Annotated in this window: 17 protein-coding genes and 1 pseudogene; 11 read left to right on the forward strand and 7 right to left on the reverse strand. The window is 68.2% G+C overall.

What is annotated here, in order from left to right:
* Positions 1–171: 171 nt before the first annotated feature.
* Together CSW60_RS17430 and CSW60_RS17435 are read left to right on the forward strand one after the other, a co-directional pair.
* On the forward strand, positions 172–2,556 hold the full coding sequence (locus tag CSW60_RS17430) for a TonB-dependent siderophore receptor (protein ID WP_099538460.1): 2,385 nt from the start codon (positions 172–174) through the stop codon (positions 2,554–2,556).
* Between the two features lies 1 nt (position 2,557).
* A complete protein-coding gene (locus tag CSW60_RS17435) occupies positions 2,558–3,835 on the forward strand; it encodes a CynX/NimT family MFS transporter (protein ID WP_099538461.1) in 1,278 nt (425 codons plus the stop codon).
* Between the two features lie 67 nt (positions 3,836–3,902).
* On the opposite strand, the gene CSW60_RS17440 is transcribed toward CSW60_RS17435, so the two are convergent.
* Both CSW60_RS17440 and CSW60_RS17445 read right to left on the reverse strand, forming a co-directional pair.
* Positions 3,903–4,595 (reverse strand): TorF family putative porin, encoded by a 693-nt coding sequence (locus tag CSW60_RS17440; protein WP_099538462.1) that lies wholly within the window; start codon positions 4,593–4,595, stop codon positions 3,903–3,905.
* A 275-nt stretch (positions 4,596–4,870) separates the two neighbouring features.
* Positions 4,871–5,674: an SDR family NAD(P)-dependent oxidoreductase gene (locus tag CSW60_RS17445; RefSeq protein ID WP_099538463.1), complete on the reverse strand. Its 804-nt coding sequence runs from the start codon at positions 5,672–5,674 to the stop codon at positions 4,871–4,873.
* A 122-nt stretch (positions 5,675–5,796) separates the two neighbouring features.
* On the opposite strand from CSW60_RS17445, the gene queF reads away from it, so the two are divergent.
* The gene (gene queF, locus CSW60_RS17450; protein ID WP_099538464.1) at positions 5,797–6,252 is read left to right on the forward strand and encodes a preQ(1) synthase; all 456 of its coding nucleotides are present in this window, start codon (positions 5,797–5,799) and stop codon (positions 6,250–6,252) included.
* 106 nt (positions 6,253–6,358) lie between these two features.
* Here the strand turns inward: queF and CSW60_RS17455 are convergent, their stop codons facing one another.
* Both CSW60_RS17455 and CSW60_RS17460 read right to left on the reverse strand, forming a co-directional pair.
* Entirely contained in the window at positions 6,359–6,649 is a 291-nt protein-coding gene (locus CSW60_RS17455; protein WP_099538465.1) for a hypothetical protein, read from the reverse strand.
* Positions 6,650–6,688: 39 nt separating this feature from the next.
* Positions 6,689–7,306, reverse strand: a complete 618-nt coding sequence (locus CSW60_RS17460) for a nitroreductase (protein ID WP_099538466.1) — start codon at positions 7,304–7,306, stop codon at positions 6,689–6,691.
* A 97-nt stretch (positions 7,307–7,403) separates the two neighbouring features.
* On the opposite strand from CSW60_RS17460, the gene CSW60_RS17465 reads away from it, so the two are divergent.
* The 8 genes and pseudogenes from CSW60_RS17465 to CSW60_RS23225 form a co-directional block, all read left to right on the forward strand.
* Positions 7,404–8,009 (forward strand): NUDIX hydrolase, encoded by a 606-nt coding sequence (locus CSW60_RS17465; protein WP_099538467.1) that lies wholly within the window; start codon positions 7,404–7,406, stop codon positions 8,007–8,009.
* A gap of 95 nt (positions 8,010–8,104) precedes the next feature.
* Positions 8,105–8,905, forward strand: a complete 801-nt coding sequence (locus CSW60_RS17470; RefSeq protein WP_099538468.1) for a hypothetical protein — start codon at positions 8,105–8,107, stop codon at positions 8,903–8,905.
* Between the two features lie 97 nt (positions 8,906–9,002).
* Positions 9,003–9,839: a serine O-acetyltransferase gene (cysE, locus tag CSW60_RS17475; RefSeq protein ID WP_099538469.1), complete on the forward strand. Its 837-nt coding sequence runs from the start codon at positions 9,003–9,005 to the stop codon at positions 9,837–9,839.
* A gap of 16 nt (positions 9,840–9,855) precedes the next feature.
* Positions 9,856–10,632 carry a glutaminyl-peptide cyclotransferase gene (locus tag CSW60_RS17480; protein ID WP_369801032.1) on the forward strand — a complete coding sequence of 259 codons (777 nt, stop codon included), beginning with the start codon at positions 9,856–9,858 and terminating at the stop codon, positions 10,630–10,632.
* Between the two features lie 367 nt (positions 10,633–10,999).
* Complete coding sequence (locus CSW60_RS17485; RefSeq protein ID WP_099538471.1) at positions 11,000–11,929, forward strand: LysR substrate-binding domain-containing protein; 930 nt, start codon at positions 11,000–11,002, stop codon at positions 11,927–11,929.
* A 53-nt stretch (positions 11,930–11,982) separates the two neighbouring features.
* A complete protein-coding gene (locus CSW60_RS17490) occupies positions 11,983–12,189 on the forward strand; it encodes a DUF3126 family protein (protein WP_013078225.1) in 207 nt (68 codons plus the stop codon).
* Between the two features lie 77 nt (positions 12,190–12,266).
* Positions 12,267–12,953: a GNAT family N-acetyltransferase gene (locus CSW60_RS17495; RefSeq protein ID WP_099538472.1), complete on the forward strand. Its 687-nt coding sequence runs from the start codon at positions 12,267–12,269 to the stop codon at positions 12,951–12,953.
* A gap of 9 nt (positions 12,954–12,962) precedes the next feature.
* Positions 12,963–13,080 (forward strand): annotated as a pseudogene (locus CSW60_RS23225) (hypothetical protein); the annotation flags it as partial.
* An 84-nt stretch (positions 13,081–13,164) separates the two neighbouring features.
* Here CSW60_RS23225 and CSW60_RS17500 read toward each other — a convergent pair.
* The 3 genes from CSW60_RS17500 to CSW60_RS17510 form a co-directional block, all read right to left on the reverse strand.
* Entirely contained in the window at positions 13,165–15,159 is a 1,995-nt protein-coding gene (locus CSW60_RS17500) for an OPT family oligopeptide transporter (RefSeq protein WP_099538473.1), read from the reverse strand.
* Between the two features lie 91 nt (positions 15,160–15,250).
* Entirely contained in the window at positions 15,251–15,583 is a 333-nt protein-coding gene (locus CSW60_RS17505; protein ID WP_099538474.1) for a hypothetical protein, read from the reverse strand.
* Positions 15,584–15,704: 121 nt separating this feature from the next.
* Positions 15,705–16,496: a PhoH family protein gene (locus tag CSW60_RS17510; RefSeq protein ID WP_099538475.1), complete on the reverse strand. Its 792-nt coding sequence runs from the start codon at positions 16,494–16,496 to the stop codon at positions 15,705–15,707.
* Positions 16,497–16,760: the final 264 nt, after the last annotated feature.

The following is a 16,760-nucleotide window of genomic DNA, read 5'->3' on the forward strand; positions in this document are numbered from 1 at the left end:
GGCTCAAGGGTGCGCGCTTGCGTCGCGACTTCCCCAACGTGACCTGCGACTTCGCCGCCACACCCTCTTCGCAATCTCATCTGAAATGTCAGAAGGCATTTTGACGAAGATCAAGCGATCACCAGATATCGGGTCCGCGACCGCCGAGCTTCGGCGTGAGGACCTGATGCGATGCCGTTTCGAACCCTGCTGCTATCCGTAAGCCTGCTGGCCCTGGCCGCCGGAACCGCGCGCGCCGAGACCCAGGTCGCCGACCAGGTCGATACGGTGGTCATCGTGGCCCGCGACAAGGCCGGCCTGCTGGAGAAAGCGCCCAGCCACACGGTGTTCGGCATCGACAAGCCGCTGATCGAAACGCCGCGCTCGGCTAGCCTGGTCAGCGATCTCACCCTTGAGCGCTACGGCGTCCAGTCGCTGGACGGGGCGACCAAGGTCGCGCCCGGGACCCATACGGCCAGCTTCTACGGCGTGCCGGGATCGCTGAACATTCGCGGGGCCCTGGCCGAGAACTATTTCCGCGGCTTCAAGCGGGTGGAGAACCGAGGAACCTATTCGACGCCGATCGGCGGCGCGGCGCGTCTGGAGATCCTGCGCGGGCCGCCAACGCCGGTCTATGGCGCCGGCAAGGTCGGTGGGCTGGTCAACTTCATCCCCAAGTCGGCGCGCGACGAGGGCCGCTTCCTGGCCGAGCCGGAGGGCGAGATCACCGCCACCTTCGGCAGCTATAACAGGAAGCTGGTCACAGGCCAGTTCGGCGCGCCCGTGACGCTGGGTCCGGCCGAGGGCGGGGTGTGGGTCTATGGCGAGGCCGAGGACAGCCACAGCTATTACCGTGGGATCTATCCGCGTCACCAGACGCTGGAGGCCTCCGCCGACTTTGATTTCGGAAACGGCTGGAGCACGGCCTTCGGCGGCATGGTCTTCCACAGCGACGGCGACGTGCAGACGCCCGGCTGGAACCGCCTGACCCAGGACCTGATCGACCACCGGACCTACATCACCGGCCGCGATACGACGCTGCGCGACGTGGATGGAAACGGCAAGCTCACGCCAAATGAGATCGGCGCCTACCCATACGCCAGCGCGCTCTACCTGCCGTACTACGGCTTTCCCGCCACGGACGCGGTTCACACGCTGGACGTCGGCGTCGGGACGACCAAGCTCGATCGCCGCACGGTCTATATCAGCCCCGCCGACTTCTCGAAGACCAACACCCAGACCCTCTATTTCGACCTGGCCAAGGACCTGGGCGGCGAGCGGTCGCTGACCTTGCAGCTGTTCCACGACCGCCAGGACAACAAGCGCTTCGTCTCGTACGGCTACCCTTCGGCGATCGACGCCAAGGTCAGCGAGGTTCGGTTGACCTACGCTTTCCCGACCGAGCTTGGCCCCGTGCGCGCCAGGACCCTGACCGGCGTCTCGCACCGGTGGTTCGAGGGGCGGCGGCGCGAGAGCTACAACAGCGGCCTGATCGCCCTGGACCGCCGCGACATCAGCTTCGGCGCCACGGCGACCGACACGATCGACAGCCCGTTCGACGACGAGCCCGGCGGCGTGCGCTGGGAGAACGACAACCGCTCGACCTGGAAGGAAACCGGCGCCTTCGTCACCTCCGACATCGTCGCGGGCCGCTGGAACCTCGTGCTGGGCGGGCGCTGGGACCACTATTCGGTGGAGAGCCAGGACACGGGCTACCTCAGCTACACGGTCGCCGGACGCCAGTCGGCCGACCGGAACAAGGCGACCTGGAACGCCAGCTTGACCTACAAGCTGCCGGTCGGGCTGATGCCCTACGCCAGCTACGCCAAGGCCTCGGCCCTGGAGATGAGCCAGGCGGGCGACATCGCGCCGGGCCTGGTCGCCGACGGCTCATGGCTGTCGAGCTCGGCGCTCTCCGAGGCGGGCGTGAAGTTCCAGCTGCTGCGCGGGACGCTGATCGGCTCGCTGGCCGCCTATCGCCAGACCCGCACCCAGATCGCCGGCGCGATCTCGCCGCCGACCGTGCAGGGGCTGCGGTCCAAGGGTGTCGAGCTGGAGGTCCGCTGGCTGGCCTCGGAACGCCTGTCCTTCACCTTCGCCGGCAATAACCAGCGCACGACGGTGAGGGGACCAGACACCTCGTTCCAGTACATCCCGGCCTACACGGCGGGCGTTGCGGGCGCGCAAGCCTATGGCGGCTCGTACGTGGTCTGGAGTTTCGCCAGCCTGCCGGGCCGGAGCGGCGACTACGCCTACACCCTGACGCCGAAATCGGTGCTCAGCCTGTACGGGACCTATACCAGCAAGGGCTATGACTGGGGTCAGGCGGGCGCGACGCTCGGCGTCAGCCATGTGGGCCGCACCGCCGGCACGGTCCAGAACGCGGTGCATTATCCGAGCTATGACCTGGTCAATGCGTCGGCGTTCATCGCGCGCGGGCCTTATACCTTGTCGGTCAATGTCGATAACCTGTTCGACAAGTTCTATGTGACACCTGACGCCGACACCTACGCCAATCTCGGCGCCTTGCCCGGCAAGGGGCGCGAGTGGCGGGCCACCCTGAAGCGGACGTTCTGATTTGACCCAAACCGATGACCGCTTCCGCCCGTGGCTTCTGCTGGCGGCGTTCAGCCTGCTGCTGTTCCTGATCACCGCCTCGACCTACGGCTCGCTGGGCGTGGTCCTGCCGGCGATGATTGGCGAGCTGAAGTGGAATTTTACCGAAGCCTTCGCGGGTTTCACGGTGCTTGGCGTGTTCACGGGCGCCTCGTCCTGGCTGCCGGCCATCCTGATCCGGCGGTTCGGCGTGCGCGGAACGCTGCTCGCCGGCGCCGTCGTGCTGGCCGGGGGCTTCATCGGCATCGCCAACGCCGGGAGCCTGCTCAGCTACTACGCCGGAGCCGCCGCGTGCGGCGTGGGCTTCCAGATGGCGGCGCTGATCCCAGGGACGCACGTGCTGTCGTCGCTGTTCACGAAGCGCGCCCTGCCGTTCGGGATCTATTTCACCTTTGGCTCGCTGGGCGGCGCGGCCGGGCCATGGATGGCCTTGACCCTGATGGCCGACAGCGGCGGCGACTGGCGGCTCTATTGGGTCGTCCAGGCGGCGCTGGCGGCGGCGGTGGGGCTGGTCTGCGCTCTGATGGTCGGCGGCTCCAAGTGGCTGACGGCGGCGGCGCATGAGGTCGATCTCGAGGTCGAGCAGGAGGCCCGCGAGGCCCCCGCCACCGCGAGCGTCTATCGCACGTCCCATGAGTGGACCGTGCCCCAGGCCCTGCGCACGCCGCAGTTCTACGTGCTGGTGGCGGCCTATTTCAGTCACCTGCTGGTCGGGGTGACGGTGGCAAGCGTCTCGGTCACCCACCTGACGGAGCTTGGCGTCGCCGCCGGCGTCGGCGCGGTCGCGGCAGGCGCCTTGGCGGCCAAGATGCTGAGCCTGGAGTCGCTGATGCAGACGCTGGCCCGGCTGGGCGGCGGGGCGCTGGGCGACCGGGTCGACCCACGCTGGCTGCTGGTCTTCGCGCAAGGGATGCTGGTCGTCGGCCTGCTGGCCCTGGCCAAGGCCGCCACCCCGGCCCTGATGCTGGTCTACGCGATCGGCACGGGCGTCGGCTTCGGTCTGACCGTCCTGGCCGTCACCGTGCTGCTGCTGAACTACTACGGCCGGCAGAGCAATCTGGAGCTCTTCTCGCTGACCTGCCTGGTCGGCGCGGTTTCGGCGGCGGGGCCGTTTATCGCCGGCGCGATGCGCGATCGTCTGGGCGGCTTCGCCCCGACCTTCGAGCTGTTCGCGGCCGTGACGGCGGTGGTGTTCGTGGCCGTGCTGGCGATGCGTCCGCCCAAGGCGCCGGCGACCTGATCTTCCAAAAGAAAAGCCGCCCCGGCGAACCGGGGCGGCTTCCCTGTCTACCCTTGGAAGACCAGCCTTAGAAGGCGGCCTTCAGGCTGACCACGACGCGGCTGTCGTAGATCTTGCCCAGGTCATGTTCGGACGTGTCGTGATAGCGCAGGTCCGCCGACAGGTTGCTGGTCAGGGCGTAGGCGAGACCGACGTTCCAGGTGCTGTAGTCCTTGTAGTTCTTGATCGTCTGCTGGCCGACGGCGCCGCTCAGGGTGAGCTTCTCGGCGACCGGCACGGCGGCGTTGGCTTCGAAGTAGGTCGCGCCGCCACCCTTGCCCGGATATTCCGGCGAGTAGTAGACGGCCGCGCCCAGGGTGGCCGGACCGAAGGTGCGCGAGGCGGCGGCCTTGAGTTCGACATAGCTGTAGGCGCCCGGCGTCAGGCCTTTGTCCTTGGTGTAGCTGTAGTACAGGACGCCGAAGTCGAGCGAGGTGTCGCCGACGGTCGGACGCAGGCCTGCGTAGAAGTCGATCTCGGCCGACGGGTCATCCGCGCCGAAGTCGACGTTCGAGGCCCAGACGCCCGCGTAGCCGATGCCGTAGGTCGCGTCGACGCCGCCTTGAACCGCCGGATCTTCCTGGGTCTGGCTGACACCGCGGAACACGTAGTCGCTGAACACGCCGACGTTGTACGAGAGCTTCAGCTCATCGGCCATCGCGGCGCCGCTCAGGGCGACCGTGGCGGCGGCGGCGGCCAGCGCGATCTTCATGGCTTTCATTATGTTATCCCCTTCTTGTGTGTCGTTTCCCGGGTTGGATCCCGAGACCCCGACGCGCCTGCGAGCGCATGTGCGTCCCCCGCCGATTAGCGGTGCAGGCGCCTTTAGTTGCAATCGAGGCGAGCGAAGCGCCAGAGAGAAGGGCGCCTCGCGCCTAAAGTTTGGGCGCAGTGTGACGATTTTGCTTCAGAACGTACGCCGATCCGCAACAGGCGACGGAAAGGTGAATCGGGCTTGTCGTGTGGCGCAGGCGCCGTCCGGAGAACGCGAGTCGCTTACCGCATCGACAGGCTGGCGCCGCCCAGGTGCAGGCCGGCGTCCACCAGCAGGGTCTCCCCGGTGACGTGGCGGGAAGCGGGCGAGGCCAGGAAGACCGCCGCGCCGGCGATGTCCTCGGCGGTCGAGGCCACCTTCAGCGGCGTGGCCGCCGCCGCGCCGGCGCGCAGGCGATCGACCCGTTCGGCGTCCATGGCCTTGCCGAACCAGGGCGTGTCGATGAAGCCGGGGCAGATGGCGTTGACGCGGATGCGCGGCGCGAGGGCGCGGGCCAGGGACAGGGTCATGGTCGTCATCGCGCCCTTCGAGGCGGCGTAGGGCACCGAGGAGCCATTGCCGACGACGCCGGCGATCGAGGCGGTGTTGACCACGGCGCCTGGCGCGGGCGCGGCTTCCAGCAGGGAACGGGCGGCGCGCACCATCTGGAAGGCGCCGACCACATTGACCGAATAGAGCCGCAGGAAGTCCTCGGCGTTCACCGCGTCGAGGTCGGCGTGGTTCGGCGCGAACTTGGTCACGCCGGCGTTGTTGAACAGGGCGTCGATGCGGCCCGTCGCGGCGGCCGCCTCGGCGATCTTGCGACAGTCCTCGTCCTGGGCGACGTCGCCCTGGACCAGCGCGGCCTTGGCGCCTTCGGCCTCCACCAGGCGAGCGGTTTCTTCGGCTTCCTCGGCGCTGCGGGCGTAGTTGACGACCACGAGGCCGGCGCCGCGCCGCGCGGTCTCGACCGCGATCGCCCGTCCCAAGCCCGTGGAGGCGCCCGTGATCACCACGGTGAAGCCGTCGAAGTCCCGTCCCAGCATCGCTTGTTCTCCCCAAACGCTTGTTTGGTGGATTTGTAGCGAGAGGCGCGCGGCTTGTCTCGCGGCCGCGGTCTCCTCGCCCAAGTCTTGTCTTGAGAGGGGGGGAGGCCTAAATCGCGCCGATGACCGATCTCAACGTCACCCAGCTGGGCCGCGTCGTCGACGCGCCTGACAGCCCCGAAGCCGCCGTCCTCGAGCGCGTGCCCAATCCGCAGAGCGACGTGCTGTATCTGGCCCGCTTCGTCGCGCCGGAGTTCACCTCGCTGTGCCCGGTCACGGGCCAGCCGGACTTCGCCCATCTCGTGATCGACTACGCCCCGGGCGAGTGGCTGATCGAGAGCAAGTCGCTGAAGCTCTACCTGACCAGCTTCCGCAACCACGGCTCGTTCCACGAGGACTGCACGGTCAAGGTGGCGCGCAAGATCGTCGAGATCGCCCAGCCGCGCTGGCTGCGCATCGGCGGTTACTGGTATCCGCGCGGCGGCATTCCGATCGACGTGTTCTGGCAGACCGGTCCGGCGCCGGAAGGCCTGTGGGTCCCCGACCAGGGCGTCGCGCCCTATCGCGGCCGCGGCTGATCTAGGACGGATAGGTCTTCAACTCGATCCGCAAACCAAGAGTTCGCCTTCCTGGGCGCAAGGCCCAGGAAGGCAGGAACTGATTTCTGCTCTGAAGCCGATCCGCCTAGCCCTTCGATAGCCTGCGCCGGTTGGCCCGCACCTTGCGGCGCAGGTGGGCCAGGGAGCCGGACGCGATGGCCGGCCCCGTCGCGCCCAGTTTCCCGGTCGCGGCCAGCATTGGCAGCGTCAAGCCGGCGGCGACCTTCTCGCTGACCATTAGCTGGGCCTCGGCCTGGGCCGCCGCGCCGCCGGCGGCCAGTTTCATCATGCGCAAGCCGATGACGGCCGAAGCCTCCATGCCCAGCGCCCAGCTGTCGAAGGCCAGGGTCGTCCAGGGGTCTTTGCGTCGGGCCATGAGAGCGTCCTTCCGTGCCGTCGCTTCAACGCCTGGGGGCTAGTTCGGGCTCCAGTAGCTGGTCAGCGCCGTGGCGTCGGGGCGCTGCCGCTCCTGCGGCTGTTCCGTCGTCGTGCCGAGATAGAGGTAGCCCGCGACCTTCTCGTCTGGACCGAGGCCCAGGATCTCCAAAGCGCGCGGGTCGTAGCTGTACCAGTCGGTGATCCAGTTGGCGCCCCAGCCCAGGGCCGAGGCGGCCAGCAGGATCTGGTGGCAGACGGCGGCGGCGCTCTGGCGCTGCTCCCACTCGGGGATCTCGCCGGGCAGGTGGCGCGAGATCACGGCGACGCATACGGGCGGACGGGTCAGCTTGCGCAGGGCCGCCGTCGCCTTGGTCGGGTTGGCCTGGCTGGGGGCGAGGGCGGTGATGCGCTCGGCGAAGACGGCCTTGGCCTCGCCCTCCAGCACGATGAACCGCCAGGGGGCCAGCTTGCCGTGGTCGGGCACGCGAACGGCCAGGCGCAGCAGGTCCGCCAGTTGAGCCTTGTCCGGTCCCGGCGCCGTCAGGGTCATGGCGCTGGCCGAGCGACGGCGCGCCAGAAAGGCGATGGTCGCCGGCGAGGCTTCGACCGGCAGGGTTTCGCCGAATTCGGGAGCAGGGGGGACGGAACCGGCCAAGACGGCCTCCTCATGGGCGTTGCGGCGTTGTAGGCCGTTCAGTTAGGCCTTGCCCGGTCGCGATGGAACCGCGCGGCCTGAAAAATCTGGAGCGTCCATGTCCGACAAGCCCGCCTGGCTGAAGCCGCACGGAAAGCCGTGGAGCGTGGCCTCCAGCAAGGTGGTCTACGACAACCCGTGGATCAGGGTCACCGAATACCAGGCGATCGCTCCGACCGGCCGGCCGGCGCTGTATGGCAAGATCGGCTTCAAGAGCCAGGCGACGGGCATCGTGCCGCTGCACGAGGACGGCACCGTGACCCTGGTCGGCCAGAACCGCTTCTCGCTGGCCAACTATAGCTGGGAGCTGCCCGAGGGCGGCGCGCCGCACGGCGAGGACCCGCTGGACGGCGCCAAGCGCGAACTGGCCGAGGAGGTGGGGCTGGAGGCCCGTGACTGGCGGCCGATCCTGCGGATGGAGCTGTCGAACTCGGTCACCGACGAGATCGCCTACGGCTTTCTGGCCATGGACCTCTCGCCGACCGCGACGGCGCCGGACGAGACCGAGGACCTGGCCGTGGTCCGCGTGCCGTTCCGCGAGGCCCTGGACGCGGCGATCGCCGGCCATATGCCGGACGCCATCACCGTGGCGCTGTTGCTGCGGACGCATCTGATGGCGGTGCGGGGAGAACTGCCCGCGAAATTGGCGGCGTTGATCCTCTAGCGGGCCCGCGACCGCCGAATTGATCCTGATCGTGTCGCGCGATCGCGTTCCGGTCCAGAACCTGCCCGCCCACCCGCGGAGTCGCCAGGATCGTCATGACGCTATCGCCCCATCTCACCCCGCAAAGCCTGGTCGGTCGCCGGTTTCCGCCCGACATCTTCGGCGACATCAAGGTCGCTCTGGTCGGCTATTGCCCCCCGCCGTCGGCGCTTGAGCGCTACCAGCCCGAGCGCGTGGAGGGGCAGCACTTCATCCATGTGTCGCCCGACAGCGTGCGGGTGCTTCAGCACGGCGGCCGAAAGTTCCTGTCGCTGGCCCACGTCTATGGCGGACCGGTGTCCAGCTCGACGGCCGAGGAGCTGGCCTATTACGGGATCGAGCTGGTTTTGGCCTATGGCCTGGCGGGCGGTCTCGGAACCGGCGACCTGGGCATGGGGGATTTCTATCTCGCCGAGGACACCCTGGCCGCCGACGGCACGACCCCTCACTACACCGGCGCCCGCATCCTGCGCGCCGACCAAGCCCTGATAGACGCCGCCTTGGAGCTCTGGTCCGGTCCGGCGCCGCTGAAGCCGGTCCGCGTGGCCACGGGCGATGCGATCTATCGCGAGTTCGACCCGATGCTGGACGCCTATCGGCTGGAGGGCTGCGACATCGTCAATCTGGACTGCGCCCATCTCTACGCGGCGTCGCAGATCAATTCGTCCCGCCGCCGGATGCGGGCGATCCAGTGCGGGGTGATCTCCGACGTCGTCCCGACGGGCCCCGAGGCCGAGTCCAGCAGCACGCTTTCGGCCATGCTGGCGGGCGGAAACGAGGGTCTAAACCCCTTGGAACGGACCGGCGACATCGTGTCTTTCTTCATCGAGACCTTGACGCCAGCGCTTTTGCCCTGATCTGAGCGGGGCGCGCTCGAACGTTCCGTTCGGGTTTTGTGGGGCATTTAGGCTATAGATGCCGCACGCGCCCAGCCTGCTGGGGAGGGAGAGCCCGATGGCCAAGCACTTGGAAGTGGTGACCCCCGAGACGGAAACCCCCGTCTGGGTCGCCCTGCGCAACCAGGCCGAACACGCCGCCAAGGCCGAGCCGGCCCTGGCTTCGCTGCTCAACGCGGTGATCCTGAGCCACGATAATTTGGCCGACGCCCTGACCTTCCAGTTGGCGCGCAAGCTGGGCGACCAGGAGATGCGGGCGATGACGGCGCGCGAGTTCGCCGCCGACGCCTTCCGCAGCGATCCCTCGATCGTCGAGGCGGCCGAGGCCGACCTGAAGGCGGTGTTCGAGCGCGACCCGGCCTGCAAGGGCTATGTCCAGCCCTTCCTTTTCTTCAAGGGCTTCCTGGCGCTGCAGACCCATCGCGTCTCGCACTGGCTGTGGAACGAGGGCCGCGAGACCCTGGCCTTCTACCTGCAGAGCCGCTCCAGCGAGGTCTTCCAGGTCGACGTCAATCCGGCCGCCAGGATCGGCAAGGGCGTGTTCATCGACCACGGCACCGGCATCGTCATCGGCGAGACGGCGGTGGTCGGCGATGACGTCTCGATGCTGCACGGCGTGACCCTGGGCGGCACCGGCGCCGAGCGCGGCGACCGTCACCCCAAGATCGGCAAGGGCGTCCTCTTGGGCGCCGGCGCCAAGGTGCTCGGTAACATCACGGTCGGCGACTACGCCAAGATCGCCTCGGGCTCGGTGGTGCTGCGCCCCGTGCCGCCGCACTGCACCGCCGCGGGCGTGCCCGCGCGCCTGGTCAACTGCCCGACCTGCGAAGAGCCGGCCAAGACCATGGACCACACCCTGGCCGAGATGGTCTATTCCGGCGACTACGACATCTAAGCTGAAGGTTCCGCGTATGCGTCTCGCCGGTCTGCTGCTGAGCGCGGCGCTGTGTCTTGGCCTTGTCGCGCCGGCGGCGGCCGCGCCGGCGCCGGTCGGCGGCTATCAGGTCGTGCGCGCCTTCGCCCACGATACGGCCGCCTTCACCGAGGGCCTGTTCTACCACGACGGCTTCATCTTCGAGAGCACGGGCCTGGCCGGCCGCTCCTTCATCCGCAAATGGAGCCTCGAGACCGGCGCGGTCGAGCAGGAGCGCCTGATCGACAGCCGCTACTTCGGCGAGGGCATCGTCGACTGGAAGAACAAGCTCTACGAGCTGACCTGGACCAACGAGCTGGGCTTCATCTACGACATCGACAGCTTCGAGGCGGTCGGCGAGTTCCGCTATCCGGGCGAGGGCTGGGCCCTGACCCGCGACGACAAGCGGCTGATGATGAGCGACGGCACCTCGTTCATCCGCTTCCTGGATCCGGAGACCCTGAAGGAGACCGGCCGGATCGAGGTCACCGACGACGGCGTGCCGGTCCGGAACCTCAATGAGCTGGAATGGGTGAAGGGCGAGCTCTTGGCCAATGTCTGGCAGACGACCCGCATCGCCCGCATCGACGTCAAGACGGGCAAGGTGCTGGGCTGGATCGAGCTGGCCGGCCTCTTGAAGGAAGCCGGCGTCACCGGCCAGCGCGACGATGTTCTGAACGGCATCGCCTATGACGCTACGGGCGACCGGCTGTTTGTCACCGGCAAGCTGTGGCCGAAACTTTTCGAGATCAAACTGACCGCGCCATCGCGTTGAGACGGAACCGCGTTCGGGGGACGGCGTTTACCTATCGTCCGCCCCCCTACGCCCCCCCGACCTAGTGGGCGGACCTGAGCCCCGGCCGCGCGTTACGCCGCCGGGGCTCAACCCTGTCTGGGGTCTAGCCTTCTCTCAACGCCTTGGCGCACGACACCGTCGGCGGCGTTTTCGCGGCCATAGTCCGCGCCTCATGGCTCGCAGGCTTCACCAAACTCACGATGACCGCCGTCCAGATGACCAGCAGCGTCAGGACCTGAGGCAGGGTGATGCGGGAGGGAGCGACGGGAGGCATGTCCGCCTTATCCCGCGATTGCGCGCGCTCGGATAACGACTTATCCGTCAGGCTTCTGTGAGGTTTTTTCACATGGCCCGCCGCACTCTGCCGCCGCTGAACGCCCTGCGCGCCTTCGAGGCGTTCGGACGTCACGGCCGCATGACGCTGGCCGCCGACGAACTCTGCGTGACCCACGGCGCGGTCAGCCGGCAGATTCGCCAGCTGGAAGAGCATCTGGGCGTCGCCCTGACCGAGGGGCCGCGCACGCGCCTGCGCATGACCGAGGCGGGGCTGAAGCTGGCCCAGGCCCTGTCGCCGGCCTTCGACCAGATCGAGGCGGCGACGCCGCGCTCGGCGGAGGCCGGACCCAGGCCGCTGGTGGTGTCCTGCCTGCCGACCTTCGCCATGAAGTGGCTGATCCCGCGCCTGCCGCGCTTCCAGGCGGCGCATCCCGATATTCCAGTGCGGGTGGCGGAGTCGAACGGGCCGTTCGATTTTCGGGAAGATCAAATCGACCTCGCGATCCGGATCCGCCGGACCGGAGAGCCAGATTATCCGGATTCCGCGGCCGATCCCTTCATGCGCCACTATCACGGGCCGGTGGTCGCGCCCGAACTGGCGGCGGGCCTGGCGGACTTTGACCGCGTTTGCGCGGCGCCGCGCCTGCTGACCCGCACCTACGCTCAGAGCTGGAGCGATTGGATCCGCGACATTGGCGCCGAGGCGCTGCCGGTCGCCGCCAGCGAGCAGGAGTTCGACCACTATTTCTATATGTTGGAGGCCGCGGCGGCTGGCCTGGGCGTGGCGATCGGTCCATGGGCCTTCGTGCAGCGAGACCTCGCCAGCGGACGCTTGGTGGCGCCGCTGGGATTCGCGCCCGGTCAGACCTGGATCGTGGCGCTGACGCCGCGCCGGGGCGCGTCTGAGCGGGCGCTTCTGTTTCGCGATTGGCTGCGGGCTGAGGGAGCGTCCACACCTGTTCCACCGGAAGCCGCTTGCCACCCGCGCCCCGGACGCTAGTTTCGCGGCGAGGACGCGCCCCGGGCGCTTCTAGCCAAGAATAAGGATCCCCCGTGGACGCCAACACCATCGCCAAGATCGAAAAGCACCTGAAGCGGACCTTCGGGAACCCGCACATCCAGCTGAAGCCGCGCCCCAAGCAGAAGGACTCGGCCGAGGTGGAAGTCGCCGGCGAGTTCATCGGCGTCATCTTCCAGGACGAGGACGAGGACGGCTCGTTCATGTTCGAAATGGCGATCCTGGCCGAAGACCTGGACTGATCTTTTCGGTCTGATCCTGACCGGACGGGGCGCGCTCTTGCGTTGATCCCCGTCCGTCGTCCCTGTTCAATGGGGACATGAGCGCTCACATCCTCGATCGTCCGGTCTGGGCCACGCTAAACGGCCGCCAGGCCCACCTCGCCGTCCGACACGGCCCCGCGATCCGGATGCAGCCCGACTACGGGCTCTTCGCCGCCATGCCAGACAATGATCCCGCAAGCCTCGCCGCCTTGGGTGACCTGGTGCGCGAGATGGGCCCCGTCGGACTTGTCGAGCCAGCCGCCCCGCCGCCGATTCCCGGGACCGAAGTCGTCTCCAGCGCCGTCTGCCTGCAGATGGTCGCCGAGACCGTGGCCCCGGCCTGGAAAGTCTCCTTCGACATGCCGCCGCTGGGCGACGCCGACGCGGACGAGATGCTGGCCCTGGCGACCCTGACCAAGCCGGGGCCTTTCTTCACGCGCACCCACCAGTTGGGCGCCTTCATCGGCGTCCGCGTCGATGGCCAGCTGGTCGCCATGGCGGGCGAGCGGATGCGGCCCGACGGCTATACCGAGGCTAGCGGCGTCTGCGTCCATCCCGACCATCGCGGCCAGGGCTACGCCGCCCGTCTGCTGCGCGAGGTGACCGCCGGGATCCTGGCGCGCGGCGACAAGGCCTTCCTGCACAGCTACGCCGACAACAAGACGGCGATCGGGCTCTACGAGTCGCTGGGCTATCGGGGGCGGCGGGAGGTGGTGTTCACGGTGGTGAAGGCGGCGGGCTAGGGCGTTAAGCAGCGCCCCCTCCGTCACGACGCGTATCCGCATCGCGACACCTCCCCCGTTGCACGGGTGAGGAGGACGTGGCTCCCCTCCTGCCCCGCTCGCGGGGGAGGTGGATCGGCGCGAAGCGACGAGACGGAGGGGGCGCGCCGCCCAAGGAAAAACCCCGGAAGGCGGACCTTCCGGGGTTCTCTCTAGTCGATCGCGGAAGCCCCTACGCCTCCAGCGCCTTCGCGCCGGCCTTGCGGGCCCAGCGGTAGAGGCCGACCACCACGACCGCGGCGGCGATCAGCGACAGGATCATGCCGACGTGCTCGGGCGGGGCGAAGGAGACGGCCAGGGGCTCGCCCTTGCCGGTCGAGACGATCATCAGCGCCAGGGCGACGTTGAACAGGCTCTCGCCGACGATGAAGCCCGAGGCGATCAGCACGCCCAGGCGCTTGGCCGGCTCGGCCGCGCGGTCCTTGGCGACGATCTTCTCGAACAGCCAGCCGGCCACCGCGCCGACCACGACCGGCGCGGTGACGGTGCTGGGCAGATAGATGGCCAGGCCCACGCCCAGGGGCGGCAGGCTGAGGCGGTCCTTGCTGGTCTTGCGCAGGATGGTGTCGACGGCCACCAGCGCCAGGCCGATCAGGGCGCCGTAGCCCAGGAGACCCCAGTCCAGATCGCCGCCCAGCACGCCCTTGGCCAGGGTCGAGATCAGGGTGGCCTGCGGCGCGGCCAGCGGCTGGTCCGAGATGGCTTGCAGGTTCGGCGCGCCGGCGAAGCCGTTCGAGCGGTTCAGCAGCTCCAGCACGAACGGGATGACCACGGCGCCCGACAGCACGCCGATCACCAGGCCGACCTGTTGCTTCCACGGCGTGGCGTCGACCAACTGGCCGGTCTTCAGGTCCTGCAGGTTGTCGTTGGCGACCACGGCCACCGCCAGGACGCAAGTGGTGACATAGAGGGCGAAGGCGACCAGGGCCTTGGTGGTGTCGGGACCGACCAGGCCGCGGCCGACGACGCCGACCAATAGCGAGGCGCCCAGCACGGTCAGGATCGCGATGCCCGAGACCGGGCTGTTCGACGAGCCAATCAGGCCGGCCATATAGCCGCAAACCGCGGCGGCCAGCAGGCCGGCGAAGATCAGGTAGCCGATGCCGATGGCGACCAGCGGCGCGGCCAGGCTGGTGATCGGGCCGCCTGCCAGGAAGTGGGCCAGGAACCAACCAGCCGGGGCCAGCAGCAGCAGCGAGACGAGGCCGACGATGCCGATCGGGATGTCCTGCTCCACGCGGGGCAGGTCGCCGGCGCCGCTCTTGCGGGCCTTGGCGGCCTCCAGGGCCGACTTCAGGCCGGCGATGATCGGGCCGATCAGCTTGGCCAGGGTCCAGATGGCGGCGGCGCCGATGACGCCCGCGCCCAGGAAGCGCACCTGGGTCTTCCAGACCGACAGGGCGTGGGTGGCCGCGTCGGCGTCCGGCATCGGCGTGGCGAGAGTCAGGATCGGCACCAGGATCGCCCAGGCGATGAACAGGCCGGCGAACATGGCGATGCCGACCGTGATGCCCATCAGGTGGCCCGCGCCCATCAGGGCCAGCGAGCTGGAGGCGCCCAGGCCGCTCGCGCCCGCGCCAGCCTTGAACTTGAAGTAGCCCGCGACCTCGGCGGCGAACAGCTTGGCCGCGCCCAGGGCGCCGAACAGGGCCGAGGCGATCGCGCCCAGGCTGACGGCGACCAGGCCGGCCTTGCCCTCGGCGGCGCCTTCGCGCGAGCCGGTGCCGACCTTCAGCACCTCGGCGGCGGCGACGCCCTCGGGGTAGGGGAGGTTGGAGTTGGTCACCAGCGCCCGGCGCAGCGGGATCGTGTACATCACGCCCAGGATGCCGCCGACGGCGCACGCGCCGAAGGTGGGCAGGAACGGCACGTTCGCCCACCAGCCGATCATCAACAGGCCCGGCAGGACGAAGATCACCGACGACAGCGTGCCAGCGGCCGACGCGATCGTCTGGACGATGTTGTTTTCCTGGATGGTCGAGGTCTTGAACGCCCGCAGCAGGGCCATCGAGATGACGGCGGCGGGGATCGAGGTGGCGAAGGTCAGGCCGACCTTCAGGCCCAGATAGACTTGCGCGGCGGTGAAGACGAGGGTGATGGCGATGCCGAGGAGCACCCCTCGGAGGGTCAATTCCGTGCGCGGCGCGGTCGAGTCGGCCATGAACATGTCCAAAAAAGTAGAAAGGCGGCCGGACCTTGCACGTCCGACCGCCTAAAACTCAAGCGTCGATTTCAGTGAGCCTTAATTGGCTAGCCGCCTACTGGCGCACGTTCGCCTTGCAAGCGACCGCGATATTGCCGGCCAGGCGGTAATCCTCTTCCGCCAAGGCCATCTTGTAGGCGTCTTCGCACTGGTTGGCCTTGATCATCCCGGCCGCTTTCTGGGCTCGGCGCCGCTGCTCCGGCGTGACGTTAGACTTGGCCTCATCGTCCATGCTCTGACGCAAGAGCATCCGCTGATTGTCTTGATTGTAGATGGCGCCCATCGTCGCCGCGGGCTTGGCCCCAAAGTTCTCCTGCGCGGACGCTCGGCCGGCCATGCTCGCGAAGCCGGCGAGAACGAGGGCGGCGAAAAACGAACGCTTCCACATGACCGTTCCTTTCTGAGCTCGAGAAGAAAGGTCACCGTCTCTCAACCCTAGACTGCTGTAAAGCGCAATCACTCTCGAAGAGCCGCTCCGTCCTCGGACGAAGCGGCCCCCAGGGTTGAGTCTAGAGAACGCCCAGCATCTCCGCGACCAGCGGGTGGCGGACGATGTCGCGGTCGGCCAGGCGGACGACGGCGATGTTGGAGACTTCCTCGAACCGCGCGGCGACATCGGCCAGGCCCGAGATGCCGGGCAGCAGGTCCGACTGGTTCGGGTCGCCGGTGACGACCATGGTCGAGTGCCAGCCCAGGCGGGTCAGCAGCATCTTCAGCTGCATGTAGGTGCAGTTCTGGGCCTCGTCGATCACCACGAAGGCGTTGTTCAGCGTGCGGCCGCGCATGAAGCCGACCGGGGCGATCTCGATGGCGCCTTCGGCCATCAGGGCCCGCATGCGCTTGACCGACAGGCGGTCGGTCAGGGCGTCATAGAGCGGACGCAGGTACGGGGCCAGTTTGTCCTCCATGTCGCCCGGCAGGTAGCCGATCGACTCGCCGGCCTCGACCGCGGGGCGCGAGAGCACGATGCGGCTGACGCGGCCGGCTTCCAGGGCCTCCACGGCCTTGGAGATGGCGATGTAGGTCTTGCCGGTGCCGGCCGGGCCCAGGGCCATGACGAGGTTCTTCTCGTCGATCGCTTCCATCAGCTGCGCCTGGCCGGGCGATTTGGGTTTTATCGTTTTAAGATAGCTCTGGTCCCGACTATCTCCCCTCGCGCCTCCCTCATCGGGCAGAGGCGACCAGCCGCCGCGGTGATCGACAGGCAGGCGGCGCACCTTGGCGTCGTCGTATTGGCCGGTCTCGTACGCGCCTTCGCGCGCCATCCGCTTCAGGGCTCGCTTGGTCATCAAAGCCTCCATTCGGGCATGAAAAAAGGACGAGGCCGTAAGGCGTCGTCCTTGGCGGTGAGCTGGATTTGAACGAAGCCGCGAACGCGGCCGGGCGGCTCGGAGGAGCTCTCCCCGTGGGCGGGGGACGGTGCTGTACGCCGAAACGCCAAGTGCGACACCTCGTCTTCGTCAGCGGGCGAGCAAGGGCGTCGCCGCCCAGGCTCGTCACGATCAGGAAATGATTCCCGCTGGGGGAATGTTCCCTCCTGAATCGCCAGACTACAATGGCGGTCA

Source organism: Caulobacter sp. X, from assembly GCF_002742635.1.
GTDB lineage: Bacteria > Pseudomonadota > Alphaproteobacteria > Caulobacterales > Caulobacteraceae > Caulobacter.